19 protein-coding genes are annotated in these 25,905 nt (G+C 73.1%); 16 read left to right on the top strand and 3 right to left on the bottom strand.

Translation table 11 applies throughout. The features are described from left to right. Positions 1–8 precede the first annotated feature (8 nt). Positions 9–575: an adenine phosphoribosyltransferase gene (locus tag AB0K25_RS29265; RefSeq protein WP_208569459.1), complete on the top strand. Its 567-nt coding sequence runs from the start codon at positions 9–11 to the stop codon at positions 573–575. Between the two features lie 276 nt (positions 576–851). Next, a complete protein-coding gene (locus AB0K25_RS29260) occupies positions 852–3,284 on the top strand; it encodes a bifunctional (p)ppGpp synthetase/guanosine-3',5'-bis(diphosphate) 3'-pyrophosphohydrolase (protein WP_219470869.1) in 2,433 nt (810 codons plus the stop codon). A 140-nt stretch (positions 3,285–3,424) separates the two neighbouring features. On the opposite strand, the gene AB0K25_RS29255 is transcribed toward AB0K25_RS29260, so the two are convergent. Both AB0K25_RS29255 and AB0K25_RS29250 read right to left on the bottom strand, forming a co-directional pair. Beyond that, a complete protein-coding gene (locus AB0K25_RS29255) occupies positions 3,425–4,267 on the bottom strand; it encodes a peptidylprolyl isomerase (protein WP_363823762.1) in 843 nt (280 codons plus the stop codon). 61 nt (positions 4,268–4,328) lie between these two features. Further along, complete coding sequence (locus tag AB0K25_RS29250; RefSeq protein ID WP_363823761.1) at positions 4,329–5,213, bottom strand: peptidylprolyl isomerase; 885 nt, start codon at positions 5,211–5,213, stop codon at positions 4,329–4,331. A gap of 259 nt (positions 5,214–5,472) precedes the next feature. Here AB0K25_RS29250 and AB0K25_RS29245 point away from each other — a divergent pair, with 259 nt between their 5' ends. The 8 genes from AB0K25_RS29245 (at position 5,473) to AB0K25_RS29210 (ending at position 15,778) form a co-directional block, all read left to right on the top strand. Continuing rightward, positions 5,473–6,192: an MBL fold metallo-hydrolase gene (locus tag AB0K25_RS29245; protein WP_208569462.1), complete on the top strand. Its 720-nt coding sequence runs from the start codon at positions 5,473–5,475 to the stop codon at positions 6,190–6,192. Positions 6,193–6,262: 70 nt separating this feature from the next. Further along, on the top strand, positions 6,263–7,585 hold the full coding sequence (gene hisS, locus AB0K25_RS29240) for a histidine--tRNA ligase (RefSeq protein WP_357535866.1): 1,323 nt from the start codon (positions 6,263–6,265) through the stop codon (positions 7,583–7,585). 73 nt (positions 7,586–7,658) lie between these two features. Then, positions 7,659–8,594, top strand: coding sequence for an acyl-ACP desaturase (locus tag AB0K25_RS29235; RefSeq protein ID WP_208569464.1), 936 nt, complete (start codon positions 7,659–7,661; stop codon positions 8,592–8,594). Positions 8,595–9,654: 1,060 nt separating this feature from the next. Further along, positions 9,655–10,707, top strand: coding sequence for a S1 family peptidase (locus AB0K25_RS29230; protein ID WP_219469638.1), 1,053 nt, complete (start codon positions 9,655–9,657; stop codon positions 10,705–10,707). Between the two features lie 193 nt (positions 10,708–10,900). Beyond that, complete coding sequence (gene aspS / locus AB0K25_RS29225; RefSeq protein ID WP_219469641.1) at positions 10,901–12,703, top strand: aspartate--tRNA ligase; 1,803 nt, start codon at positions 10,901–10,903, stop codon at positions 12,701–12,703. 129 nt (positions 12,704–12,832) lie between these two features. Beyond that, complete coding sequence (locus AB0K25_RS29220; protein WP_219469646.1) at positions 12,833–13,645, top strand: sugar nucleotide-binding protein; 813 nt, start codon at positions 12,833–12,835, stop codon at positions 13,643–13,645. Between the two features lie 103 nt (positions 13,646–13,748). After that, a complete protein-coding gene (locus AB0K25_RS29215; protein WP_219469647.1) occupies positions 13,749–14,345 on the top strand; it encodes a helix-turn-helix domain-containing protein in 597 nt (198 codons plus the stop codon). Next, the gene (locus tag AB0K25_RS29210; RefSeq protein ID WP_363823759.1) at positions 14,345–15,778 is read left to right on the top strand and encodes an MFS transporter; all 1,434 of its coding nucleotides are present in this window, start codon (positions 14,345–14,347) and stop codon (positions 15,776–15,778) included. Before AB0K25_RS29215 ends, AB0K25_RS29210 begins: the two co-directional genes overlap by 1 nt. Here AB0K25_RS29210 and AB0K25_RS29205 read toward each other — a convergent pair. Continuing rightward, complete coding sequence (locus tag AB0K25_RS29205; RefSeq protein ID WP_363823757.1) at positions 15,749–16,492, bottom strand: GNAT family N-acetyltransferase; 744 nt, start codon at positions 16,490–16,492, stop codon at positions 15,749–15,751. The genes AB0K25_RS29210 and AB0K25_RS29205 overlap by 30 nt on opposite strands. A gap of 129 nt (positions 16,493–16,621) precedes the next feature. Here AB0K25_RS29205 and AB0K25_RS29200 point away from each other — a divergent pair, with 129 nt between their 5' ends. The 6 genes from AB0K25_RS29200 (at position 16,622) to alaS (ending at position 25,850) form a co-directional block, all read left to right on the top strand. After that, positions 16,622–16,834 carry a hypothetical protein gene (locus AB0K25_RS29200; RefSeq protein WP_067307861.1) on the top strand — a complete coding sequence of 71 codons (213 nt, stop codon included), beginning with the start codon at positions 16,622–16,624 and terminating at the stop codon, positions 16,832–16,834. A gap of 85 nt (positions 16,835–16,919) precedes the next feature. Further along, positions 16,920–18,416 carry a replication-associated recombination protein A gene (locus tag AB0K25_RS29195; RefSeq protein ID WP_219469657.1) on the top strand — a complete coding sequence of 499 codons (1,497 nt, stop codon included), beginning with the start codon at positions 16,920–16,922 and terminating at the stop codon, positions 18,414–18,416. Positions 18,417–21,547: 3,131 nt separating this feature from the next. Further along, on the top strand, positions 21,548–22,237 hold the full coding sequence (locus tag AB0K25_RS29190) for a hypothetical protein (protein ID WP_357024742.1): 690 nt from the start codon (positions 21,548–21,550) through the stop codon (positions 22,235–22,237). Positions 22,238–22,376: 139 nt separating this feature from the next. Further along, positions 22,377–22,838, top strand: a complete 462-nt coding sequence (locus AB0K25_RS29185) for a DUF948 domain-containing protein (RefSeq protein WP_219469662.1) — start codon at positions 22,377–22,379, stop codon at positions 22,836–22,838. A 31-nt stretch (positions 22,839–22,869) separates the two neighbouring features. Next, positions 22,870–23,175, top strand: a complete 306-nt coding sequence (locus AB0K25_RS29180) for a hypothetical protein (protein ID WP_208569474.1) — start codon at positions 22,870–22,872, stop codon at positions 23,173–23,175. Next, positions 23,172–25,850, top strand: a complete 2,679-nt coding sequence (gene alaS, locus AB0K25_RS29175) for an alanine--tRNA ligase (protein ID WP_363823756.1) — start codon at positions 23,172–23,174, stop codon at positions 25,848–25,850. The genes AB0K25_RS29180 and alaS overlap by 4 nt, the downstream gene beginning before the upstream one ends. Positions 25,851–25,905: the final 55 nt, after the last annotated feature.

Genomic DNA, 25,905 nt, shown 5'->3' with positions numbered 1-25,905 from the left:
CGACCATCGTGACGGAGACCCACAGCACCGCGGTACGGGGAGACAGCGGCCCGCAGGTCGCCCGGCTGGTCGCCAGCCGGGTGCTGGACGTGCCGGACTTCCCCAAGCCCGGTGTCCTGTTCAAGGACCTGATGCCGTTGTTCGCCGACGGCGACGTGTTCCGCGAGGTGATCGACGGCATCATCGACCACCACGGGCGGGACAGCTTCGACATCGTGGTCGGCATCGAGGCCCGGGGCTTCGTGATCGCCGCCGCGATCGCGTACGCGACCGGGATGGGGGTGGTGCCGGTGCGCAAGGCGGGCAAGCTGCCCCGGCCGGCGTACTCGGCCTCCTATGCCCTGGAGTACGGCGAGGCGACGCTCGAGGTGCACCAGGACGCCTTCACCGCCGGGCACCGGGTGCTGGTGGTCGACGACGTGCTGGCCACCGGTGGCACCGCCGAGGCGACCCTCGATCTGGTCGAGCGGGCCGGTGGCACGGTGGCCGGGTTCACCGTACTGCTGGAGTTGGGTTTCCTGGGTGGGCGGGAGCGGCTCGCCGGGCGTCCGGTCCATGCCCTGCTGACCGTGTGACGCCCGGTCGTCCCGCCGACCTGGGACGGACCGTCCGGCGGAGCGGCACGGCACCTACCGTGCGGGTAGCATTGCCCATTGCTGACCGGGCGATCACCCGTCCGGGCGGCGGGCAGGGCGTCGGCCGGGGGCCGGCGGGTAACGCCATCGGCCCCGACGGCGGCCGATGGGAACATGCCGGCGCGACGGCCGGTTGGAAGACAGGCGTCGGCCGCACGGCCGGCGTGGTCCCGGCGATCGGTGAGGAGGCCGGTGTCCCACGATGTCGTCCCTCCGGTGGAGGGCACGGTGCACCCGACAGGCGACGCTGACGGCGCGGTGACCGCTCGGAAGAACGACCCACCGGTCGGCCCGGCGGGGGTCGGCGACGACGTCGGTGCCACGCTCGACGGCATGGCAGCCGGGGCGGCGCTCGACGACGACCCGTCCCCGAGCGCCGGTTTCGCGTTGTCCAACGCGCCGACCGGGCGTCGGGTGCGGGCGCGGCTGGCCCGGTTCAACGCCCCCTGGCAGAGTTCCCAGGTCAGCGAGGTGCTCGAACCGCTGATCGCCAGCCACCGGGAAAACCACCCCAAGGCGGATGCCCGGCTGCTCCAGCGTGCCTTCGACACCGCCGCGCGGTGGCACTCCGGTCAGTACCGCAAGTCCGGTGACCCGTACATCACCCACCCGCTGGCGGTGGCGACCATCCTGGGCAACCTGGGAATGGACACCACCACGCTGGTGGCGGCGCTGCTGCACGACACGATCGAGGACACCGAGTACACCCTCGACCAGATGCGCACCGACTTCGGTCCCGAGGTCACCCTGCTCGTCGACGGCGTGACGAAGCTGGACAAGGTCAAGCTGGGCGACGCAGCCAAGGCGGAGACGATCCGCAAGATGGTCGTGGCGATGGCGAAGGACCCCCGGGTCCTGGTGATCAAGCTGGCCGACCGGCTGCACAACATGCGGACGCTGTCCTTCCTGCCGGCGCCCAAGCGGGAGCAGAAGGCCAAGGAGACGCTGGAGATCCTGGCTCCGCTGGCCCACCGCCTCGGTATGAACACGATCAAGTGGGAGCTGGAGGACCTGGCCTTCGGCACCCTGTTCCCCAAGCGCTACGAGGAGATCCTCCGGCTGATCGGGGAGCACCAGCCGCAGCGGGAGTCGCTGCTCAAGCAGGTCACCCAGAAGGTCGGCACCGACCTCAAGGCCGCGAAGATCAAGGCGGAGACGACCGGCCGGCCGAAGCACCTCTACTCGATCTACCAGAAGATGATCGTGCGGGGGCGGGACTTCAACGACATCTACGACCTGGTCGGGGTGCGCATCCTGGTCGACACGGTGCGGGACTGCTACGCGGCGTTGGGGGTCATCCACGCCAACTGGCAGCCGGTGCCGGGCCGGTTCAAGGACTACATCGCGATGCCCAAGTTCAACATGTACCAGTCGTTGCACACGACGGTCATCGGGCCCACCGGCAAGCCGGTGGAGATGCAGATCCGCACCTACGCGATGCACCGCACCGCCGAGTTCGGTATCGCCGCGCACTGGAAGTACAAGGAGCACAAGGGCACCCAGATCGTCGGCCCGCCCGCGCACATCGACGAGATGACCTGGCTGCGGCAGCTGCTGGACTGGCAGCGGGAGGCCGCCGACCCGTCGGAGTTCCTCGACGCGTTGCGCTTCGACCTGTCCAGCCAGGAGGTGTACGTCTTCACCCCCAAGGGGGACGTCATCCCGCTGCCGACCGGGTCGACGCCTGTGGACTTCGCGTACGCGGTGCACACCGAGGTCGGGCACAAGTGCATCGGGGCACGGGTCAACGGCAAGCTGGTGCCGTTGGAGTCGGCGCTGTCCAACGGCGACGTGATCGAGATCTTCACCTCGAAGTCCGACACGGCCGGTCCGACGCAGGACTGGCTGAGCTTCGTCAAGAGCCCCCGGGCGCGTACCAAGATCCGCCAGTATTTCAACAAGGAGCGGCGTGAGGAGGCGATCGAGGCCGGTAAGGACTCGATCGTCAAGGCGATGCGCAAGCAGGGCATGCCGTTGCAGCGGATGCTCACCTCCGACGCGTTGATGGCGATCGCCCGGGACCTGCACCTCGCCGACGTCGCGTCGCTCTACGCGGCGGTCGGCGACAGCCAGGTGTCGGCGCAGTCGGTGGTGCAGAAGCTGATGGCCGCGTACGGCGGCGAGGAGGGCGCGGCGGAGGACATCGCCGAGACCGCCGTCGCCACCCGTCCGCCGCACAGCCGGCAGAACAGCAGCGATCCCGGGGTGGTGGTGCGGGGCGTCAGCGACGTCTGGATCAAGCTGGCCCGGTGCTGCACGCCGGTGCCCCCGGATTCGGTCTTCGGGTTCGTCACCCGTTCCGGCGGGGTCAGCGTGCACCGCGACGACTGCGCCAACGCCGAGGACCTGCGGGCCCAGGCCGAGCGGGTGGTCGAGGTCAGCTGGAAGCTCACCTCCGCCTCCACGTTCCTGGTGGCCATCCAGGTGGAGGCACTCGACCGGCACAAGCTGCTGGCCGACGTCACCCGGGTGCTCTCCGAGGAGCGGGTCAACATCCTGTCGGCGACGGTCACCACCACCCGGGACCGGGTGGCGGTGAGCCGGTTCAGCTTCGAGATGGCCGACCCGAAGCACCTGGGGCACCTGCTGGCCGCCGTCCGCAAGGTCGACGGGGTCTTCGACGCCTACCGGGTCACCTCCGGCGCCTGACGGGCCTGGGACCCCACCGGGCGGACCACCCGACCGCCTCCGGATCCGTGGGTCCGTAGGGTCCCCGGGAGTGTTGCGGACACCGGGGTAACGAAAGCGCCCGCCGGCTCAGCCGGCGGGCGCTTCGTCGTACGGTGCGGTCAGCCCTCGATGTCGCTCATGGTCAGCTTGGTGATGGTGACCTCCTTCTTGGGGTGGCCACCCCCCGCCTGCTGGGCGTACGCCTTGTCGTCGCCGGCCGCCCCGACCTGCTTGACCAGGTCCATTCCGGAGGTGACGGTGCCCAGCACTGTGTATTTCGCGTCGAGCTGCGAGTCGCCGTAGACGATGAAGAACTGACTGCCGGTGCTGCCCGGCTGCCCGGAGTTGGCCATCGCGATGACGCCCTCCGGGTAGGGGGGCCGCTTGTCGGTCGGCAGGTTCTCCTCGGCGAGGCCGTAGCTCGGCCCGCCGGTGCCGTCGGTCTGCCGCCAGCCGGCGCCGGTCGCGCTCGGGTCACCGCACTGGAGCACCTTGATGCCCTCGGTCACCAGCCGGTGGCACTTGGTGTTGTCGAAGAAGCCCTTGCTGGCCAGGTGGGTGAAGCTGCCGGCGGTGCAGGGCACCTTGGTCCGGTCGAGCTTGGCGACGATCGGGCCCAGGTTGGTCTCCAGGGTCATCGTCTGGGTGCCCTTGTTGGCCTGCTGGTTGGGGGGCAGCCCGACGTCCTTGATCTGGGCGGGCCGGCCCTCCTTGGGCGCCTCGGTATAGGTGCACTGCGAGAAGCCCTCGGTGCTGGCGGTCTGCTGCTTGTTGTCGTCGTCATCACCGCCGAGGCTGGTCGCCAACCAGACGGTGCCGGCGACCACGAGCACCAGGATCGCGGCGGCCCCGACGATCGCCTGCGTCTGCCGGCGCTTGCGGGCCTTGGCCGAACGTTCGGCCATCTCCCGCTCAAGTCGGGCCCGCGCCGCCGCGCGCTGCCGCTCTCTCGTGGACGTCACGGTCACTCCTCCTGGGCTTTCTCTGGCGCGGCGTGGCCGCAGGTACGGGTGGTGGGCCGGCTCAGCCGGCGCTGGGGCTGGCCGCCGGGGACGCGGCCGGGGAACCGGTCGCCGGAGCCGGCGCGGCCTGCGCCTCGCCGACGGTCAGCTTGCGGATCAGCACGTCGGTCTTGGGCTTGACCTTGGCGCCCGCCCCGTTGTCCACGGTCGGCTGGGCGCCGATCTTCTCGACCACGTCGAGGCCGCCGGTGATCCGGCCGATGATCGGGTACGCCGGCTGGGCCGGGCTGGAGTCCTTGAAGAAGATCAGGAACTGGCTGCCGTTGGCGCCCGGCGGGTTGCTGATCATCGCGACCGTGCCCTTGGGGTAGGTCGGCGGCTGCCCGGGCGGCGGGCTGGCCGAGGGGCTCGCCTCGGGCGCGGTCGGCACGTTCTCGTTGTAGAACGAGTAGCTGGGGCCGCCCAGGCCGGTGCCGCTCGGGTCGCCGCAACGCAACGCACCCTCGGTGGTGATCTCGTGGCACTTGGTGTTGTCGTAGAACGACTTGCCGGCCAGGTGGGCGATGCTCGCCCCGGCGCACGGCGCCGCGGCGAGGTCAAGCTCGGCGGTGACCGGGCCGCCCTGGTCGGTGTCGATCGTCATGGTGCGTACCCCGGTGGTGGGCAGACCGGTGGTGGCCGGGGTGCCGACGTCCTTGAGGTTGGTGTTGGCGGCCGCGTCCTGCGGCGTCCAGAGGCAGACGTCCTCGGCGGCCTTCTGCTCGGGGTCGCTGTCGAAGGCACCCAGCCCCCAGGCCGCGCCGGCCACGATCAGCACCAGCACCACGGCCGCACCGACCCCGGCCTGGATCTGCCGACGCCGTCGGGCGGCGGCGGCCCGCCGGGCCAACTGCCGGTCGAGCTTCTCCCGCGCGAGCTTGCGCTGCCGGTCCCTGCTGGAAGCCACCCGTGCTCCCCTCCTCTACCCTGGTCGTCACCGGCGGTCGGGCCGTACGCGCCACGATGTCCGCAGGTGCGCCACGCCACACGCCCGCCAGAGTGTACGGGTACCCGCTGTGAAAGTGGTGTACGAGGGCCGGCCTGGGTTTATCAAAGTGCGTCACTGTGCCGTACGAGGCCCGTGGTGCGGGTGGGCGCGGATGTCGGCTCGCGCCGACGACTAGGCTGCCCAGGAGACGGACGACTCGAACGAAAGGGGAGCGGACGTGCTCGTGGCCGGCTTTCCCGCGGACGCCTTCGGCACCAACTGCTACGTGGTGGCGACCGCGCCGGGGGAGCAGTGCGTGGTGGTCGACCCCGGTATCGGGGTGCTCGACCGGCTCGACGCCGTGCTCGCCGAGCACCGCCTGCACCCGGCCGCCGTGCTGCTCACCCACGGCCATCTCGACCACACCTTCTCCGTCGCCCCGGTCTGCGGCGCGCGCGGCATCCCGGCGTACGTCCACCCGGAGGACCGGGAGCTGCTGGCCGACCCGACCAAGGCGCTGTCGATGGACCTCACCGCGCTGTTCGGCGGCCGGCTGCCGTACACCGAGCCGGACGACGTCGCGGAGCTGACCGACGGGGCGACGCTGGCGCTGGCCGGCCTGGAGATCACCGTCGACCACGCGCCGGGCCATACCGGCGGGTCGGTGCTGTTCCGGCTGCCCGGCACCGGCTCGCCCTGGGAGGCCGACCAGCTCTGCCTCTCCGGTGACGTGCTCTTCGCCGGCTCGATCGGTCGCACCGACCTGCCCGGCGGCAGCATGCCCCGGATGCTGGCCAGCCTGCGGGAGAAGGTCCTCCCGTTGGCCGACGACACGGTCGTGCTGCCCGGCCACGGCCCGAGGACCACCATCGGCCGCGAGCGGGTGCGCAACCCGTACCTGGTCGACGTGGCGGGCCCCGGTGGCGCACGTCCGGCCGCGCCCACCCGCGGCCTCTAGCTTCTCCTCCGCGCCGCGCGCGGACCTTTCGCTCTCACCGCGCCCGGCGCGGACCCGCAAGGAGTACGCCATGAGCAAGCCCACGCCCCTGTCCGGCTTCCCGGAGTGGACCACGTCGCAGCGGATGATCGAGCAGTTCGTCCTCGACCGGATCCGGCACACCTTCGAGCTGTACGGGTTCGCGCCGCTGGAGACCCGGTCGGTGGAGCCACTGGACCAGTTGCTGCGTAAGGGGGAGACCTCGAAGGAGGTCTACCTGCTGCGCCGGTTGCAGGCCGACGCGGATGGTCCGGCCGGTGACGATGCGCTCGGCCTGCACTTCGACCTGACCGTGCCGTTCGCCCGGTACGTGCTGGAGAACGCCGGCAAGCTCCAGTTCCCGTTCCGCCGCTACCAGATCCAGAAGGTGTGGCGGGGTGAGCGCCCGCAGGAGGGGCGCTACCGGGAGTTCCTCCAGGCCGACATCGACATCGTCGACCGGGACACCCTGCCGGCGCACTACGAGGCGGAGATGCCGCTGGTGATCGGGGACGCGCTGCGGTCGCTGCCGATCCCGCCGGTGCTGATCCAGGTGAACAACCGCAAGATCTGTGAGGGGTTCTACCGGGGCATCGGGCTGACCGACCCGGAGGCGGCGCTGCGCGCGGTCGACAAGCTCGACAAGATCGGCCCGGACAAGGTGGCCGACCTGCTGGCCGAGACGGCGGGAGCGAGCGCGGCCCAGGCGAAGGCGTGCCTGGCGCTGGCCGGGATCTCCGCCCCGGATGCCTCCTTCGCCGACGCGGTGCGCGCCCTCGGGGTGAGCGACCCGCTGCTCGACGAGGGCATCGCCGAGCTGGTCGCGGTGGTGGAGACCGCCGCCGCGCACGCGCCGGGGCTCTGCGTCGCCGACCTGCGCATCGCCCGGGGCCTGGACTACTACACCGGCACCGTCTACGAGACCCAGCTGCTCGGCTACGAGCGGTTCGGTTCGATCTGCTCCGGTGGCCGGTACGACAACCTGGCCAGCGCCGGTGCCGTGTCGTACCCGGGGGTCGGCATCTCGATCGGGGTGACCCGGCTGCTCGGTCTGCTCTTCGGCGCCGGGGCGCTGTCGGTCTCGCGCAGCGTGCCGACCTGTGTGCTGGTCGCGGTCGGTGCCGAGGAGGAGCGGGCGGGCAGCAACGCGGTCGCCGCGGTGCTGCGGTCGCGGGGGATCCCGACCGAGGTGTCGCCGAACGCGGCGAAGTTCGGCAAGCAGATCCGCTACGCCGAGCGGCGTGGTATCCCGTACGTGTGGTTCCGGGGTGCCGAGGGTGACCAGGTCAAGGACATCCGTTCGGGCGAGCAGGTGAACGCCGTGCCGGCCGAGTGGACGCCGCCCCACGCGGACCTGAAGCCGCTGGTCGGCTGAGTCTCAGTTACTGGCGCGTACGCCGACGGGGACCTACGGTGGCGTAAGTTACGCCACCGTAGGGAGGGGCCCTGTGACCGAGCTGAGCCAGACCGCGCTGCTGCACGAACTCGAACCCGTGGTCGCCAAGAACCTCGACCGTCACCTCTCGGTGGCCAAGGAGTGGTTTCCGCACGAGTACGTGCCGTGGAGCGAAGGGCGGACCTTCGACGGCCCGCTCGGCGGCGAGGCGTGGTCGGAGGGGGACTCTACGCTGCCCGAGGTGGCCCGGACGGCGTTGATCGTCAACCTGCTCACCGAGGACAACCTGCCGTCGTACCACCATCAGATCGCCACCCTGTTCGGTCCGGACGGGGCGTGGGGGACGTGGGTGGGTCGGTGGACCGCCGAGGAGGGTCGGCACGGTACCGCCATCCGGGACTACCTCACGGTGTCCCGGGCGGTCGACCCGGTGGCCCTGGAGCGGGCCCGGATGGTGCACATGACCGCCGGCTACAGCAACTCGCACGACACGTCGATGCTGCGCTCGTTGGCGTACGTGTCGTTCCAGGAGCTGGCGACCCGCATCTCGCACCGCAACACCGGCCGGATCACCGGTGACCCGGTCTGCGAGGCGTTGCTGGGTCGCGTCGCGGCCGACGAGAACCTGCACATGATCTTTTATCGCAATCTGCTCGGCGCGGCCCTCGAGGTGGACCCGAACCAGACCATGCGAGCCATTGACGAGGTGCTGGCAGACTTCCAGATGCCCGGGGTGGGTATCGAGGGGTTCGCCCGCAAGTCGGTGACGATCGCCCTCGCCGGCATCTACGACCTGCGTCAGCACCGCGACGACGTGGTGGCCCCGGTGCTGCGCCAGTGGGACGTGTTCAACGTCGTCGGTCTGGACGCCGAGGGCGAGGCCGCCCGCGACCGGATCGCCGCCCACCTGGACGGCCTGGAGCAGGCCGCGTCCCGGTTCGAGGAGAAGCGCGACGCGCGCGCCGCCAAGCTGGCCGCCCGCGCCTGACCTGACCGTCCCCTCCGGCGTTTCACCACCCCCGTGCCTGCCCGCAGGCACGGGGGTGTGCTGCAACCACGTCGCCACCCCCTGCGGCGGGCGCGTCGGGTGTGCCGCGCGGCGGGCGCGTCGGGTGTGCCGCGCGGCGGGCGCGTCGGGTGTGCCGCGCGGGTGGGGACGGCTCTTCCGGCCCCCGCCGCTTCGCCCGGGGTCGTGCCGACGTCATGCGTCACCCGGTTACTCCGTCCGTCCCTCGAAGTCGGTGACTTTCGGTGACAGGTCGGCGGGTGTGACGCGCCGTGACAACGGCTCCTCCCTCGTGCTCCTACCCTTCCGCGCTTTGCTCTGCTGCCCTCGGAGCGCCACCGACCTGAGCTGCCCTTCCTTGCGGCGTGTGATTCGCTGGTCTTCTCATGCATGGCTACCTGAGGTAACTGTCGCGGTGAGGGCGGCAGAGCAAAGGGGACGACCGTCAGGCGGCGGGGTCGACTGATGATGACTCCCGGTGACGGGTGCCGAGTGTTGCCGTTCTCGCCGCCATCGGGCCTGCCGGCACGGGACGTCCTGGTCGGCGGCCCGGTCGTGTCGTGCCGTCCCGGCTGTGGCCGGACCACCCCGGTGCCACCGGTCTCGTCGGACGGTGCGGGGGGCGGGTCGGCTCCGGTCGGTGCGTCCACGGGATCGGCTGCGGTGCCTGCGGGATCGGCTGCGGTGCCTGCGGGACCGGGTGCGGCGCGCAACCGGGCCGCCTGCGAACCACTCAACGCCGGGTCGGGACCGCGGCGTCGGACCCCCGGCGGGGGCCGCTTCGGGCTGTCGGCGGTGGCCGCTTCGGGCCCGGCCCGCTGTGGGGGCGGGGCAGGTTGGCGGAGGGTCTGACATGGATGTGTCCACGATGTTGCCTGACCGTCATAACCGCTGGTGGGGTGAATCCGGGCAAACGCATGTCTTGATAACGATCTTAAATATGTGAATACTTCAGTCTCTCGGCCGGTTTCCCCAGGTCGGCCGGTTGTCCCCGGGCGCGTCTTCATGACGCCGCCCGTCACCCCCTTCCGGAGGTTGTTGCATGCGACCCACGAGGTCCTCACTCCGACACGCCGCCGCCGTCGCCATGGCCGGAACCCTGGTCACCGGCGCGCTCATGGGTGCCCCCGCCCAGGCGGCCCCCGCCTCACCCGCATCCCCCGACGCCGCCGCCAGCCTGGCCGAGCGTCTCGGTGACCGCGCCGCCGGCACCTACGCCGACGCCGCCGGCAAGATGGTCGTCACCGTCACCGACACCGCCGCCGCCAAGCAGGTCCGCGCCGCCGGTGCCGTCCCGAAGCTGGTCACCCGGGGCGCGGCCCAGCTCCGCTCCGCCACCGCCGAGCTGGAGCGGTCGGCCAAGATCCCCGGCACCGCGTGGTGGACCGACACCGCCACCAACCAGGTCGTCGTGTCGGTCGACAGCACCGTCACCGGCGCCAAGCTGGAGCGGGTCAAGGCCGCCGCCGCGCGCACCGGTGGCACCGTCCGGGTCGAGGCCGAGACCGGCGTGCTCAGCACCAAGATCTCCGGCGGCCAGGCCATCTACACCGGCGGCGGTCGCTGCTCGCTCGGCTTCAACGTCCGCAACAGCGCCGGTCAGACCTTCTTCCTGACCGCCGGGCACTGCACCAACATCGGCTCGACCTGGTACTCGAACTCCGGCCAGACCAGCGTGCTCGGTACCCGTACCGGCACCAGCTTCCCGGGCAACGACTACGGCATCGTCCGGCACAGCAACGCCGCCAACGCGACCGGCAACGTCTCCCTCTACAACGGCAGCTTCCGGGACGTCACCGGTGCCGCCAACGCGTACGTCGGCCAGAGCGTGCAGCGCTCCGGCAGCACCACCGGCCTCAAGAGCGGCTCGGTGAGCGCCATCAACGCCACCGTGAACTACGCCGAGGGCTCGGTCTCCGGCCTGATCCGGACCAACGTCTGCGCCGAGCCGGGCGACAGCGGCGGTTCGCTGTTCAGCGGCAGCAGCGCGGTCGGCCTCACCTCCGGCGGCAGCGGCAACTGCACCCGCGGTGGCACCACCTACTTCCAGCCGGTCACCGAGCCGCTGAGCGTCTACGGCGTCAGCATCATCTGACCGATCTGCCGCATCCTCTGATGCACCACCGGATCCGCTGATCCACCTTGCGTGAACGGGCCGTCGGGAACACCGGCGGCCCGTTCCGCGCGTCCGGTGGGCGGGCCGGCCTTGCTCACCCCGCAACCGGGCGGACCGGGCGGCTGACACAATGCGGGGGAACAGCCGTACCGCAGATGAGGAGACGCAAGTCGTGATCCGTACCCATGACGCCGGCAGCCTGCGCGCGACGGACGCCGGCACCACGGTGACGCTCGCCGGGTGGGTGGCCCGCCGGCGCGACCACGGCGGTGTCATCTTCGTCGACCTGCGCGACGGCTCCGGCGTGGTCCAGGTGGTGTTCCGCGAAGAGGACGCGCACGCGCTGCGCAACGAGTTCTGCGTCAAGGTCACCGGCGAGGTGACCCGCCGCCCCGAGGGCAACGAGAACCCGGAGCTGCCCACCGGTGAGATCGAGGTGACCGCCAGCGCGCTGGAGGTGCTCTCCGAGGCCGCGCCGCTGCCGCTGCCGGTCGACGACCAGGTCGAGGCGGGCGACGACATCCGGCTGCGCTACCGCTACCTGGACCTGCGCCGCAGTGGCCCGGCCAACGCGATGCGGCTGCGCTCCCGGGCCAACCAGCTCGCCCGCACCGTGCTGCACGAGCGGGACTTCCTGGAGATCGAGACCCCGACGCTGACCCGGTCCACCCCCGAGGGCGCCCGCGACTTCCTGGTCCCGGTCCGGCTCCAGCCCGGCAGCTGGTACGCGCTGCCGCAGTCGCCGCAGCTGTTCAAGCAGCTGCTCATGGTCGGCGGCATGGAGCGGTACTACCAGATCGCCCGCTGCTACCGCGACGAGGACTTCCGCGCCGACCGGCAGCCGGAGTTCACCCAGCTCGACATCGAGATGTCCTTCGTCACCGAGGACGACGTGATCGACCTCGGCGAGGCGATCGTCGCGGCACTCTGGAAGGACCTGGCCGGGCACGAGATCTCCCGGCCGATCCCCCGGATCACCTGGCACGACGCGATGGCCCGGTACGGCTCCGACAAGCCCGACCTGCGTTACGGCCTGGAGCTGACCGAGCTGACCGAGTACCTGCGCGGCACCGAGTTCCGGGTGTTCGCCGGTGCGATCGACGCGGGCGGCTACGTCGGCGCGGTGGTCATGCCCGGCGGTGCGGCGCAGACCCGCAAGGAGCTGGACGGCTGGCAGGACTGGGCCAAGGCGCGTGGCGCGCGCGGCCTGGCGTACGTGGTGCTGGACGCCGAGACCGGCGAGGCGCGTGGGCCGGTGGCCAAGAACCTCTCCGCCGAGCACCTGGGTGGCCTGGCCGACGCGGTCGGGGCCAAGCCGGGCGACGCGGTCTTCTTCGCCGCCGGCACGAACACCCGGGAGGCGCAGGAACTGCTCGGCGCGGCCCGGATCGAGATCGCCAAGCGGGCCAAGCTGATCGACGAGAGCGCCTGGGCGTTCTGCTGGGTGGTCGACGCGCCGATGTTCGAGCGCACGGACGAGGGCGGCTGGACGGCCGTGCACCACCCGTTCACCTCGCCGAACGCCGACTGGGTCGGCCGGTTCGAGGAGGCCCCGGACCGGGCCCTGGCCTACGCGTACGACATCGTCTGCAACGGCAACGAGATCGGCGGCGGCTCGATCCGTATCCACCGGGGCGACGTGCAGCAGCGGGTCTTCGACCTGCTCGGCATCACCCCCGCCGAGGCGCAGGACAAGTTCGGCTTCCTGCTGGAGGCGTTCAAGTACGGCGCCCCGCCGCACGGCGGCATCGCGTTCGGCTGGGACCGGGTCTGCATGCTGCTGGCCGGGGCCGACTCGATCCGCGAGGTGATCGCCTTCCCCAAGACCCGGGGCGGCTTCGACCCGCTGACCGGCGCCCCGACCCCGATCACCACCCAGCAGCGCACCGAGGCCGGCATCGACGCCAAGCCCAAGCCCCCGGCCGCGTCCCCCGGCACCGCCGGCCCCGCCGCCCCGGTAGCCGACCCGGCCTAACTCCCACCCCACCCCACCCCGGCCGGCCCGCCCGGCCGCCCTACCCCGGATCGTTGATCAAGAGGTTTACGTCATCATCACGCCGTGAGGTGACGTGAACCTCTTGATCGCTGTAAGGGGAGTGGTGGGATGCGGGCGTTGGTGGTGGGGGGTAGTGGGTTTCTCGGGGGTGAGGTGTGTCGGCGGGGGGTTGCTGCCGGGTGGTCGGTGGTGGGGACGTGCTGGTCGGGTGCGGTCGGGGTGCCCGGGGTGGCGGCGCGTCGGCTCGACGTGACCGATCGGGAGGCGGTGCGCCGGCTGGTCGCCGAGGTACGCCCGGACGTCGTCGTCGCGACCGCGTACCGCACCGACGACTGGACGGTCACCGCCGACGGGGCGGCGCACGTCGCGTATGCGGCGGCCGAGGTCGGGGCGCGGTTGGTGCACCTGTCCAGTGACGCGCTGCACGCCGGCCGTCCGACCCCCTATCTCGACGACGACGTGCCGACCCCGGTGCATCCCTACGGTGCGGCGAAGGCGGCGGCGGAGACCGCCGTACGGGTGGTCGACCCGGGAGCGGTGCTGGTGCGGACCTCGCTGATCCTGGGGGAGGGCAGCAAGCAGATACAGCTCTGCCGGGATGCGTTGGCGGGTCGGGCCACCCTGTTCACCGACGAGTTGCGCTGCCCGGTCGACGTCGGCGACCTGGCCGACGCGGTGCTGGAACTGGCCGACTCGACAGTCGCCGGCCCGCTCAACGTGGCCGGCCCGGAGCCGGTCAGCCGGGCCGGGCTGGGACTGCTGGTGGCCCGTCGGCACGGGATCGATCCGGCCGGGATGACGACCGCCACGACCACGGCGGCCGGGCTGCGGCGCCCCACCGACGTGCGGCTGGACTCGTCCCGCGCCGTCACCCTGCTGCGGACCCGGCTGCGCGGCGCGACCGAGTTGCTCGCCGACTGACGGGAGACCGTCGGGTCGGCCGTGTCGGGCCCCACAGGAGATCTTGCACAGAATCTATGCACAAATATTGTGCATAGATTCTGTGCACAGTTATTGTGCATGCATGGAGAACGACGACACCGGCGGGCGACCCGCGACCAGCTCCGTCCGGATCGACCACCGGCAGGTCCGCGTCCTGGCCCACCCGCTGCGGCTGCGGCTGCTCGGCGCGCTGCGGGTGCAGGGACCGGCCACCGCCACCACCCTCGCCGGCCTGCTCGCCACCAACACCGGCGCCACCAGCTACCACCTGCGCCAGCTCGCCGACGTGGGGCTGGTGGTCGAGGACCCGGACCGCAGCGCCGGGCGGCAGCGCTGGTGGCGGGCCGCGCACGAGGTGACCGACTGGGAGCCGAGCGACTTCGACGACGACCCCGACGCCCGGGCCGCGATCGAGTGGATCCAGGGCGACCAGGTGCGCCTCCTGGCTGAGCGGGCCGAACGCTGGTTCGCCGTCCAGCAGGACTGGTCACCGGCCTGGCGGGACGCGTTCGGGATGAGCGACGCCTTCCTCAGCCTCCCCGCCGACCGGCTCCAGGCCCTGGAGGACGAGCTGTGGCAGGTGCTGGAGCGCTACCGCACCGAGGCGGACCCGGCGCAGCCGGACGCCGAGCGGGTGCACGTCTTCGTGGCCGCGTTCCCGATGATCGAGCAGCAGTGATGGCCGCGCTGACCGTACGCCAGGTCCGGTTCCGTTATCTCACCCTCTACGGCCTGCGGTGGCTGCCCACCGGCCTGACCATTCCGGTGCTGATCCTGCTGATGCAGGAACGCGGCCTGTCGCTGTCCCAGATCGGTCTGGTCGCCACCGCCCAGGGCCTGGTCGTGCTGGTGCTGGAGCTGCCGACCGGTGGCCTGGCCGACGCGCTCGGCAGCCGGGTGGTCCTGGTCACCGCCTGGTCGGTGAGCCTGCTGTCGCTCGGGCTGTTCGCGGTGGCGGACTCGTTCGCCCTGTTCTTCCTGGTCTGGGCCCTACAGGGGGTCTACCGGGCGCTCGACAGCGGCCCGCTCGACTCCTGGTACGTCGAGTCCACGCTCGCCGCCGACCGGGACGCCGACTACGAGCCCGGCCTCGGCTTCGCCGGCACCGTCGCGGGCGTCACCATCGCCGGCGGTGCGCTGCTCAGCGGCGGTCTCATCGCGCTCGGCCCGGTCGGGCCGGTGAGCGCCCTGACGGTGCCGGTGCTGGTCGCCGCCGCCCTCCAGGCCGTCGCCCTGGTCGTCCTGCTGATCCTGCTGGTCGAGACCGGCCCGGCCCGGGGCCCCGGCACGCTGCGTGCCTCGGTCGTGGCGGCACCCCGGATGGTGGGTCGGGCCGTCGGCCTGTTGCGCCGCTCCCGGGTGCTGCTCGCCCTGGTCTCGGTGGAGCTGTTCTGGGGTTTCGGCATGGTCACCTTCGAGTCGCTGCTGCCGATCCGGCTCGCCGACGTGGTCGGCGACCCCGAGCGGGCGGCGGCACTGCTCGGCCCGGCCAACTCGGCGGCCTGGCTGGTCTCGGCGGCCGGTGCGGCGGCCACCCCGCTGCTGCTGCGCTGGCTCGGTGCCGCCCCCGCCGCCGGGCTGCTGCGCATCCTCCAGGGTGTCACCGTGCTCGGTATGGGGCTGTTCGCCGGGCCGGTCGGGGTGCTGGTCGCCTACCTGGCCTGCTATGCGGTGCACGGCGCATCCAACCCGCTGCACCTGGGGCTGCTGCACCGGCAGGTCGACGGGCCCTACCGGACCAGCGTCATCTCGCTCAACTCGATGATGGGGCAACCGGGGTTCGCCCTCGGCGCGGTGCTGCTCACCGCGCTGGCCGACCGTAACGGGGTCGGCCCGGCGATGGTGGTCGGCGCGGTCGCGCTGGCGGTGGCCGCCCCGCTCTACCTGCCCGCCTGGTGGGCCGGCCGGCGGGCCGCCCCGGCCGCAGCCCCACCCGGCGATGTCCCGGTCGAAGCCGAGCCGGGGAACGTCCCGCTCGAAGCCGGACCCGGGAACGTTCCGGCCACACCGGCCGGGGCCGGACTTCCGGCTGTGCCCGCCGGGGCCGACCACCGGGGCGCCCAGTCGGCCGGGTCGGCGGCCTCAGCCGAGCCACACCGAGCTGCGCCGTAGGGTGCCGGTGAAGCCGAGCCGGCGGTAGAGCCGCAGTGCGGCGAGGTTGTCGGCGTAGACGCCGAGCCCGACCTGGTCGTACCGGATGAGCAGGGCCCGGGTCATCCCGACGGTCAGCGCCGCGCCCAGCCCCCGCCCCCGTCGGTCGCGGGCCACGGTCAGCCCGGCGAGGAAGCCGATGTCGCCGCGACTACGGTCCGCCCCACAGGCGACCAGTCGCTCGGCCTCCCACCTGCCGTACCAGTCGACGACCGTCGGGTCCTCGGGGCGCGACGAGGAGGTGGGGAAGGCGTCGTCGATCAGCGCGGACAGTGCCGGGTGGTCCGCCGGGCCGAGGCGGACCACCCGCTCCTGCCCGGGTTGCCGTGGCGGGGCGGCGGCGGTCCAGAGGAAGTCCCAGTCGTCGACCCGGGTCGCGCCGAACCGGTCGACCAGCAGCCTCCGGTCGGCCCGGGGCAGCTGCAGGTACTGCCCCGGGCGCACGAACCCGTCGGTGACCAGCGCCGCGACCAGCTCCACCGCCGCGTCGACCGGACCGACCACACCACCCGCCCGGTCGTTCTCCGCCGCCGGGAGCACCCAGGCCACCGCGCCGTCGCGGACCCAGCCGCGGGGCCGGTCGTCGCGCCGCAACGCGTGCCGTACGTACGGATGGTTGTCGGTGGCGGCGAGGACTGCCGCCCGGCCGGCAAGTTCCCGGTCGGTGTCGATCATGCCAGCAGCCTAGAACCCGGCCGGTCGAGACGCCCCGGCGACGACGATCTCCACGGTGGAGATTGACGAGTCGACCGATTGGGTACATCGGGGCCGACCTACTGGGACCCCCTACCGGAGGACATACACATGCTCGCCATCCTCGCGGCCGTCGTCTTCGGCTTCGCGCTCCTGCTGGACCTGCTCAACACCAACTTCGGCGCCCCCGACCTGTTCAACTGGAACACCCTGGTCCTGATCGGCCTGCTGCTGCTCTCGCTCTACCTGGCCGGCGTCGGCAGCGGCCCGCGCGGCGGTGGCGGCGGCCGGTGGTACCGGGGCCGTCGGCCGGGTCGCGGCTGACCGCACCTGACCGCATCGGATCAGAACGGGCGGGGCCGACGGCGCGATTCCGGCGTCGTCGGCCCCGCCCGGTACTGTCTTCCTGATGGATTCCGACGCCCTCTTCTCCCTCGGTGCACCCGCCGCGGCGCCCAGCGCCCCCGCGGGCACCGTCGGCGTCGACGACTTCGCCTCGGTGGGGCAGGACGCCCCCCTTCCGGTGCGGATGCGGCCCGCGAGCATCGACGAGCTGGTCGGGCAGGAACACCTCCTCGCGCCCGGCGCCCCGCTGCGTCAGCTCGTCGGCGGCGGCGCGGCGCTGTCGGTCATCCTCTGGGGCCCGCCGGGCAGCGGCAAGACCACCATCGCCCACCTGGTGGCCCGGGCCACCGACCGTCGCTTCGTGGCGATGTCGGCGCTGACCGCCGGGGTCAAGGATGTCCGGGCCGTCATCGAGGCCGCCCGTCGGCAGCGCCGCTCCGGCGGCCCGCAGACCGTGCTCTTCATCGACGAGGTGCACCGGTTCAGCAAGACCCAACAGGATTCGCTGCTCGCCGCCGTCGAGGACCGTACGGTCACCCTGCTCGCGGCGACCACCGAGAATCCGTACTTCTCCGTCATCTCGCCGCTGCTGTCCCGGTGCGTGCTGCTCACCCTCCAGCCGCTGGACGACGCGGCCGTGCGGGCGCTGCTACGGCGCGCGGTGACCGACCCGCGCGGCCTCGCCGGCGCGCTGACCCTGGCCACCGACGCCGAGGACCACCTGGTGCGCCTGGCCGGCGGTGACGTCCGCAAGGCGCTCACCGCGCTGGAGGCGGCGGCGGCCTCGGCGACCGCGCTCGACGTCGACCGGATCGACCTGGCCACCACCGAACAGGCGGTGGACGTGGCGGCCGTGCGTTACGACCGCGACGGCGACGCGCACTACGACGTCACCAGCGCCTTCATCAAGAGCATGCGCGGCTCGGACGTCGACGCCGCGTTGCACTGGCTGGCCCGGATGCTGGTCGCCGGGGAGGACGCCCGGTTCATCGCCCGCCGCATGGTCATCTTCGCCAGCGAGGACGTCGGCCTGGCCGACCCGTCCGCCCTGTCGGTGGCCACCGCCGCCGCGCACGCGGTGGAGTACGTCGGCCTGCCCGAGGCCCAGCTCAACCTCGCCCAGGCGGTCATCCACCTGGCGACCGCGCCGAAGTCCAACTCGGCCACCACGGCCCTCGGCGCGGCGATGGCCGACGTACGGGCCGGTCGGGGCGGCGCGGTGCCGCGTGGGCTGCGCGACGCGCACTACTCCGGCGCCCGGGGGCTCGGGCACGGCACGGGCTACCGCTACCCGCACGACGACCAACGCGGAGTGGTCACCCAGCAGTACGCTCCCGACGACCTCGTCGGGACCGACTACTACCGGCCCAGCGGGCACGGTGCCGAGCGGTCGGTGGCCGCCCGGCTGCCCCTGCTGCGCCGGATCGTCCGGGGGCTGTCCACCCCGGTGTCACGACCCGACGGGCCGGTGCCGGTGGTCAACGGCCGTCACCCGTCGGGCCCGGGACACGCCGGTGGGGCGGATGAGGACGGCGGCGACGCCGGGGAGGTTCAGCAGTGACATCGCGAGGTGGGGAGCAACCGCAGGACGGTCCCGACGAGCGGCGTGAACCTCGCGCCAAGGGACGTCGGTGGGGTCGGGGGCGGGGCGGCGACGACACCCCGCCCGAGCCGGCCGGCGAAGAGTTCGGTTGGATCGACGACCTGCGTACGGCGAAACAGCAGCGCACCGAACTCGGCCCGGACGGTGGTCCCGTGCCGCCGGTCCGCCCGGTGCCGCCGGTTGCCGGACGGGGACCGGTCGCCCCGCAGGACGCCCCGGGGGGGCCGGTCGCGCCGCGCGTCGGTCAGCCGGTGTCCCGTCCCGACGGGCCCCCCTCGGCCGGCGTCCGCCCACCGCAGCCGGACCCCCGGCCGCAGCAGGCGCCGCCGGCTCTCCGGCCGCAGCCGGCCCCGCCGGAGCCTCGGCCGCAGCAGCAGCCGGGCGCCCGACCGGAGTCCGGACCTCCGACAGGTCCGCCGGCCGGTTCACCGGGTCCGCGGCGGGAGACGCCGACATCCGGTGGCCCCCGCCCGCCGCAGCCGGGTGGGCCGTCCCCGCTGCCGCCGGTCGGCCCCGCCCGGCCCGGGTCGGCGTCAGCCGGCACCGATTCGCCCCGTCCCGCCCGCCCCGACGGACCTCCACCGGGGCCGGCACACCCCGCTACCCAGGCTGCCCCACCGGTGCGCGGGCCGGGCTGGTCCGCACCCTCCGGGCAGCATCCGCGTCCGGGTGCCGGGCCCTGGCCGGGCCAGGCGTCCGCCGATCACCCCGGCCCGCAGCGGCCCGGACAGGCATCCCACCCGGACGCCACCGCCGGTGGTTCCGGTCCGGGCCGGGCTGCGGTCCCGGCCCCCGGCCGGGCGACGGTCCCCGGCGCCGCTCCCGGCCGGCCGGTGCCACCCGGTCAGGCACCACCTGTCGGATGGGTCGGTCCCGGTGCCCCGACGCCTGCCGGGCCTTCGCACGGTGCCCCGACACCCGCCGGGCCACCCCTGGGCCGTCGGGCGGTACCCGACGACCGGTCGGGGGCGGCAGCAGCGGATGGTCCTTCCCTGCGGGGTCGCCGGACCGTGCCGGACGACCGGCCGAGAGAGCGACGTCCCGGTCCGGTCGAACCGGCGAACCGGCCCGGCCCCGGGCCCGGTGGTCCCGCGCCCGCTGCGGCGCAGCCGGCGGGCACACCCCGCGCCGGGGTGGGTGCCCCGACCGGCGCCGGAGTACTACCGGACCCGACTGCCGGCGGCCCCCGTACCGCCCCGACGGCCCCGCCGGGCGGTAACCCTCCGCCCGAGAGGGCCGGGGGGGTCCGCCGCGCCGAGGCGCCGCCCACCCCAGTGCGCGATCCCGGTGGCCGGCCGGCCGGCGAGCGGGCAGGCCGTCGTCGTGCCGCCGAACCGGACCAACCGGTGGTGCCGCTGACCGGCAACGCGCCACCGCTACCCGGGGCCGCGCCGACCCCACCCGATGTTCCGTCGTCGCCGTCCGTTCCCGGCACCGGCCGGTCCGGTCCGGCTGCCCACGACGACAACGGGCGTCGCCGCCCGCCCACCGACATCGCCCCCCCACCGGGCCGACGGTCCGGTCCGGACGGCGGGCCGGCGGCCCACCGTCCCGGGTCGGACGGCGACGGGCCCGGGGGGCGGCGGAACCGCCCGGACGGTGAGGAGCCGTCAGGGCAGTGGCATGTCCGGACCGGGAACGAGTCCGATCCCCAGGGTCGCCCGCCCATCGACGAGTCGCGCGGCCGGCGGAGTCGGCCGGACGAGGGTACGGCGGCTGGTCGACCGGTCCCGACCGGTCCCGCCCAGGACGAGCGGCCCCGTGGCGACCGGCCGGATCGGCCGGCGGACTGGCTGCGGCAGGCCGGTCGCACCTCACACACCGACCCCGCCCTGCGGGTGCTCAACCGATCGACCCCACCGGGTGGTCGGCCGACCCCGCCGGGCGGCGTTGGTCCGGCCGACCCGGCTGGTCGGGGGCGACCGGGTGACCCGCACCGGCCGGAGCAGGCTGGCCCACGCCGGCCGGAGCACGGTGACCCGCATCGGCCGGAGCAGGCTGGCCCACGCCGGCCGGAGCACGGTGACCCGCATCGGCCGGAGCAGGCTGGGCCGGCTCGGGGGACGGCACGGCCGGTCCCGCCCGAGCGGCCGGCCGGTCCCGGGCCGGTGGGCGATGACCCCGGTCCGGTCCGTGCAGCCCGCCCCGGGCCCGACCCGGCTCGGGGTCCGCGTCCCGGTGGCTCCGATCCCGGGTCCGGCGGCCCCCGGGCCGGTGGTACCGCTTCCGTACCGGTTCCTGGCACCCCGCCGGTTGCGGGGGCTGCGCGCCCCGCCGGTCCCGGTCCGGTGTCCGGTGGCCCCCGGGTCGGCGGCTCGGCCCCGGTGCCCGGCACCGCGCCGGTCCCGGGCGGGTCGCGCCCGGCAGGCCCGCCGCCGGTGGCCCGACCGTCCCGCGACGCCGGTCCGGACGGTGCCGCGACGGCACCGACCTCCGGCGCTCCCCGCTTCGGCGCACCGGGTCCGAACGCTGCCGCCGCGCCCCGCAACGAGGTACGCGCCGGGGGCGGGCCACGTCCGGACGCCCCCGCCCCGCCGGCCCCGCAGCCGGGGGCACCCGAACCGGGCGCACGCCGACCGGGCGCGTCCGACCCGAGGGCGGCGCAGCCTGACCCGAGGGCGGCCAAGCCCGGCGCGTCCGACCAGGTCGCACCCCGTCCCGGCACGTCGTCGCGGGGCACCGCCCGTGCGGAGGGGTCGGTCACCGGCACCGCCCGCCCGGACGGTCCCGCCACCGGCCCGGTCACCGGCGTCGCCCGACCGCCCGCCATCACCGACGATCCGCATCGGGCGGCTGGTGCGGACGGCGGCCGGCCCGCCGGGCCACGGTCCGCTGCCCGACCCGCCGGTACGGGTGGGGCCGTCGCGGCGGCGGCTGTCGCCCGGGCCACCGCGCCGGGCGGACGACCGGTCGCCGGCCCGCAGGACGCCGTGGGCCGGGCAGCACCTCCGGTGCGCCCCCCCGATCGGACGGAGCCGGCAGGTGCTCCGGCCGGCCCGTCCTCCGGTCGGGTCGACGGCCCCGGGGTGGCCCGGGTGACGCCACCGCAGGGGGCCCGGTCTGATCCGGACGGGTCGGCCGGGGCGCCGTTGCGTTCGCCCACGCAGGACGAGCCCGACGGCGCCGACGACACCGGTGGCGAACCGCGTCGCCGGACCGGGCACCGGCGTCGCCTGCGGCTGGGAATCCTGGTGCTGGCCAGCGCGTTGCTCCTCGGGGCGCTCCCGGCCTTCTTCGGGATGCGGACCTTGAGCCGGGACCCGGTCTTCGGCACCCTCGACGAGTTGGGCGTGCCGGGTTGGGCGACGGTGGAGACGGTGGACAACGTCAGTGGCAGCCGCTGGTGCCTGCAGGACTGCCGGCTGCGGGAGCGCACCGTGGAGTCCGACCGCGCGCCGCAGGAGACCACCCAGGTCTACGAACAGGCCCTGCGCGCGCAGGGCTGGCGGCCGTGGAAGGTGACCCGGTGCCCGGAACAGCCGGCCAAGGGCAGCTACACCTGCTGGCGGCGCGACGAGTTGACCCTCGACCTGTGGGTGCGGGAGCCGACCTGTGCGGCACCGCAGGCCAGCGGTGACCCGGCGGTACCGCCGGCCACCCCGGTCCCGCCCGCGGCGGGGGAGTGCACCGGCTCGTTGGTGTCGGTGAAGGTCCGCAACGCGATCGACGACGAGCGGACCCGGCCACAGCCGAGCACCGACCCGTCACTGACCGGTGAGGACCCGTTCCCGACGATCACCGACGATCCGCTCGGCAGCCCGACACCTTCACCATCCTGAGCCGGCTTCCATCACGGACGGTAGGGTCTGGGGCTGGCAGGCCCGCCTGCTCCCGATCGACCCGGTGCGGGTCACGCCGCGACCCGGGTCGCGTGTTCCGGGGCGTCGGGCCCCGGAACCCTGCTTGAGGAGGACATGCGTGGATGGTGGACAGATCGCTGCGCTGATCGCGGCCGGCGCGTTCCTGATGCTGGTGCTCGTGCTGGCGGTACCGATCCTGCGGCTGCGGCACACCGTGGACGCGACGACCCGGATGATCAACGACCTCAACGAGCAGACCGCCCCGTTGCTGGGGGACGTGAACACCACGGTCAAGAACGTCAACGTCGCCCTGGAGCAGGTGCAGACCTCCCTCGACGGGGTGAACCTGCAACTCGCCAAGGTCGACACGATGACCAACCACGCGCAGAACGTCACCGCCAACGTGGCGAACCTGGCCACCGTCGTCTCCGCCGCCGCGGCGAACCCGCTGGTGAAGGTGGCGGCGTTCGGGTACGGCGTCCGCCGGGCCGCCTCGGCGCGGCGTACCGCGGAGACCGAGCGTGAGGTGCGCGACACCATCAAGCAGCAGCGTCGGGCCGCCCGGCGCGGCAACAGCTGACCCGGCCCGGGTCGCACAGGAGGCATGACACATGAGGCGACTTTTCTGGCTCGGCATCGGGCTGGCCGTGGGCGTGGTGGTGGTCCGCAAGGCCACCCGGACCGCCCAGGCGTACACCCCGGCCGGGATCGCCAGTGGGCTGTCCGAATCCGCTGGCGGTCTGGTCGAGTCGCTGCGTAGCTTCGTGGAGGACGTACGGATCGGGATGGCCGAGCGCGAACAGGAGATCCACGAGGCGTTCGCCCGGGGTGAGGCGTTCGACGACCAGTTCGCCGAGCTGCGGGAGGACCCGCGTATCGGTGACCGAGAGATCTTTCCGGAGGAGCACCAGCGATGAAGACGGCGGAGATCAAGCGGCGGTACCTCGCCCATTTCGAGGCGAACGGGCACACCGTGGTGCCGTCCGCTCCGCTGCCCGCCATCAGTGATCCGAACCTGCTGTTCGTCAACGCCGGCATGGTGCAGTTCGTTCCGTACTTCCTGGGGCAGCAGACCCCGGCGTACCGGCGGGCGGTGAGTGTGCAGAAGTGTCTGCGTACGCCGGACATCGACGAGGTCGGCAAGACCAGCCGGCACGGCACGTTCTTCCAGATGAACGGCAACTTCTCCTTCGGTGACTACTTCAAGTCCGGGGCGATCCCGCTGGCCTGGGACCTGGTCACCAAGCCGGTCGCCGAGGGCGGTTACGGGCTGGACGGGGAGCGGGTCTGGCCGACGGTCTACCTCGACGACGACGAGGCGTTCGAGATCTGGCGGTCGGTGGGGGTGCCGGCCGAGCGGATCGTGCGCCGGGGCAAGGCGGACAACTTCTGGTCGATGGGCATTCCGGGGCCGTGCGGCCCGTGCTCGGAGCTGTTCTACGACCGGGGTCCGGAGTACGGCCGCGAGGGCGGCCCGGCGGTCGACGAGGACCGCTACATGGAGTTCTGGAACCTGGTCTTCATGCAGTACGAGCGGGGTCCGGGCAGCGGGAAGGAGGACTTCCCGATCCTGGGTGACCTGCCGGCGCAGAACATCGACACCGGCATGGGCCTGGAGCGGATGGCCTCGATCCTGCAGGGCGTCGACAACCTCTACGAGATCGACGAGGTGCGGCCGATCCTGGACCGGGCGGCGGAGCTGACCGGCAAGCGGTACGGCGCGCACTCGGGTCACGTGGCGAGCGAGTCGCACCCGGACGACGTACGGCTGCGGGTGGTCGCCGACCACGTGCGGACCGCGTTGATGCTGATCGGTGACGGGGTGACCCCGAGCAACGAGGGGCGCGGCTACGTGCTGCGCCGGATCATGCGGCGGGCGATCCGGGCGGTGCGCCTGCTGGGCTGGCAGGAGCGGGCGTTGCCGGAGCTGCTGCCGGTGGCCCGGGACTGCATGTCCCCGTCGTACCCGGAGCTGGCGGCCGAGTTCGACCGGATCTCGCAGTACGCGTACGCGGAGGAGGACGCGTTCCTGTCGACGTTGCGGGCGGGGACGACGATCCTGGACACGGCGATCGCGCAGACCCGGTCGGCGGGCAAGCCGGCCCTGTCGGGTGAGCAGGCGTTCCAGCTGCACGACACGTACGGTTTCCCGATCGACCTGACGTTGGAGATCGCCGCCGAGCAGGGCCTCCAGGTCGATGCGGAGGGTTTCCGCCGGTTGATGGCCGACCAGCGCAACCGGGCCAAGGCCGACGCGCAGGCCCGCAAGACCGGGCACACCGACGTGTCGGCATACCGGTCGGTGCGTGACGACGGTGGTGCGGTGGAGTTCACCGGCTACACCGAGCTGAGCCGGGAGTCCCGGGTGCGGGCGCTGCTCAGCGGTGGCGTCACTGTCGGCGCGGCGGTCGAGGGTGACACCGTCGAGCTGGTGCTCGACACCACCCCGTTCTATGCCGAGGGTGGCGGTCAGCAGCCCGACCAGGGGCTGATCACGGTCGGTGCCGGTCAGGTCGAGGTCTTCGACGTGCAGCAGCCGGTGCCGGGTCTGATCGTGCACCGGGCGAAGGTGGTCCGGGGTGAGGTGCGGGCCGGCGAGACCGGCTACGCGGAGATCGACGTGACCCGGCGGCGGGCGATCTCGCGGTCGCACACCGCCACCCACCTGGTGCACCAGACGATGCGCAACTTCCTCGGCGAGTCGGCGACCCAGGCGGGCTCGCTGAACGCCCCGGGGCGGCTGCGGTTCGACTTCAACACCCCGACCGGGGTGTCGCCGAGCGTGCTGCACGACGTGGAGCAGCAGGTCAACGAGGTGTTGTTGGCGGATCTGGAGGTCAACGCCTTCATCACCACCCAGGAGGAGGCGCGGCGGATCGGCGCGATGGCGCTGTTCGGCGAGAAGTACGGCGAGCGGGTCCGGGTCGTCGAGGTCGGCGACTACGCCCGGGAGCTGTGCGGCGGCACCCACGTGGCCCGTTCGGCCCAGCTCGGCCTGGTGAAGATCCTCTCCGAGGCGTCGGTGGGTTCGGGCGTGCGCCGGATCGAGGCGCTGGTCGGGATGGACGCGTTCGGTTTCCTGGCCCGTGAGCACCTGCTGGTGTCCCGCCTCGCCGAGTTGTTCCGGGTGCCCGGTGAGCAGGTCGCCGACCGGGTCGAGCAGACCGTGACGCAGCTGCGTGACGCCGAGAAGGAGCTGGAGAAGCTCCGCGCCCAGCTGGTGCTGGGCGGGGCGGCGGCGCTGGCCGGGCAGGCGAAGGACGTCGGCGGGGTGGCGTACGTCGGCACCGAGGCGCCGGAGGGCGCGGCCGGTAACGACGTGCGGACCCTGGCCCAGGAGATCCGCGGCAAGATCGATCCGGCGCGGCCGGCGGTGGTGGCGGTGGCGGCCCGATCGAACGGCAAGGCGTCCCTGGTGGTGGCCGTGAACGCGGCGGCCCGTGGCCGTGGTCTGGCGGCGAACGACCTGGTGAAGGCGGCCTTCTCCGGTCGGGGTGGCGGCAGCCAGGACGTCGCGCAGGGTGGTGGCCTGCCCGCCGCCGAGGCGCCGAAGCTGCTGCTCACGGTCGAGAAGGCGATCGCCGACGCGTGACGGATCAGCGCACGAGCCAGGGCGGACCAGAGCTGGTCCGCCCTGGCTCGTCACC

It is taken from the genome of Micromonospora sp. NPDC049257 (assembly GCF_040678915.1).
Lineage (GTDB): Bacteria > Actinomycetota > Actinomycetes > Mycobacteriales > Micromonosporaceae > Micromonospora > Micromonospora antibiotica.
This window is presented reverse-complemented; position numbering and strand designations above follow the sequence as displayed.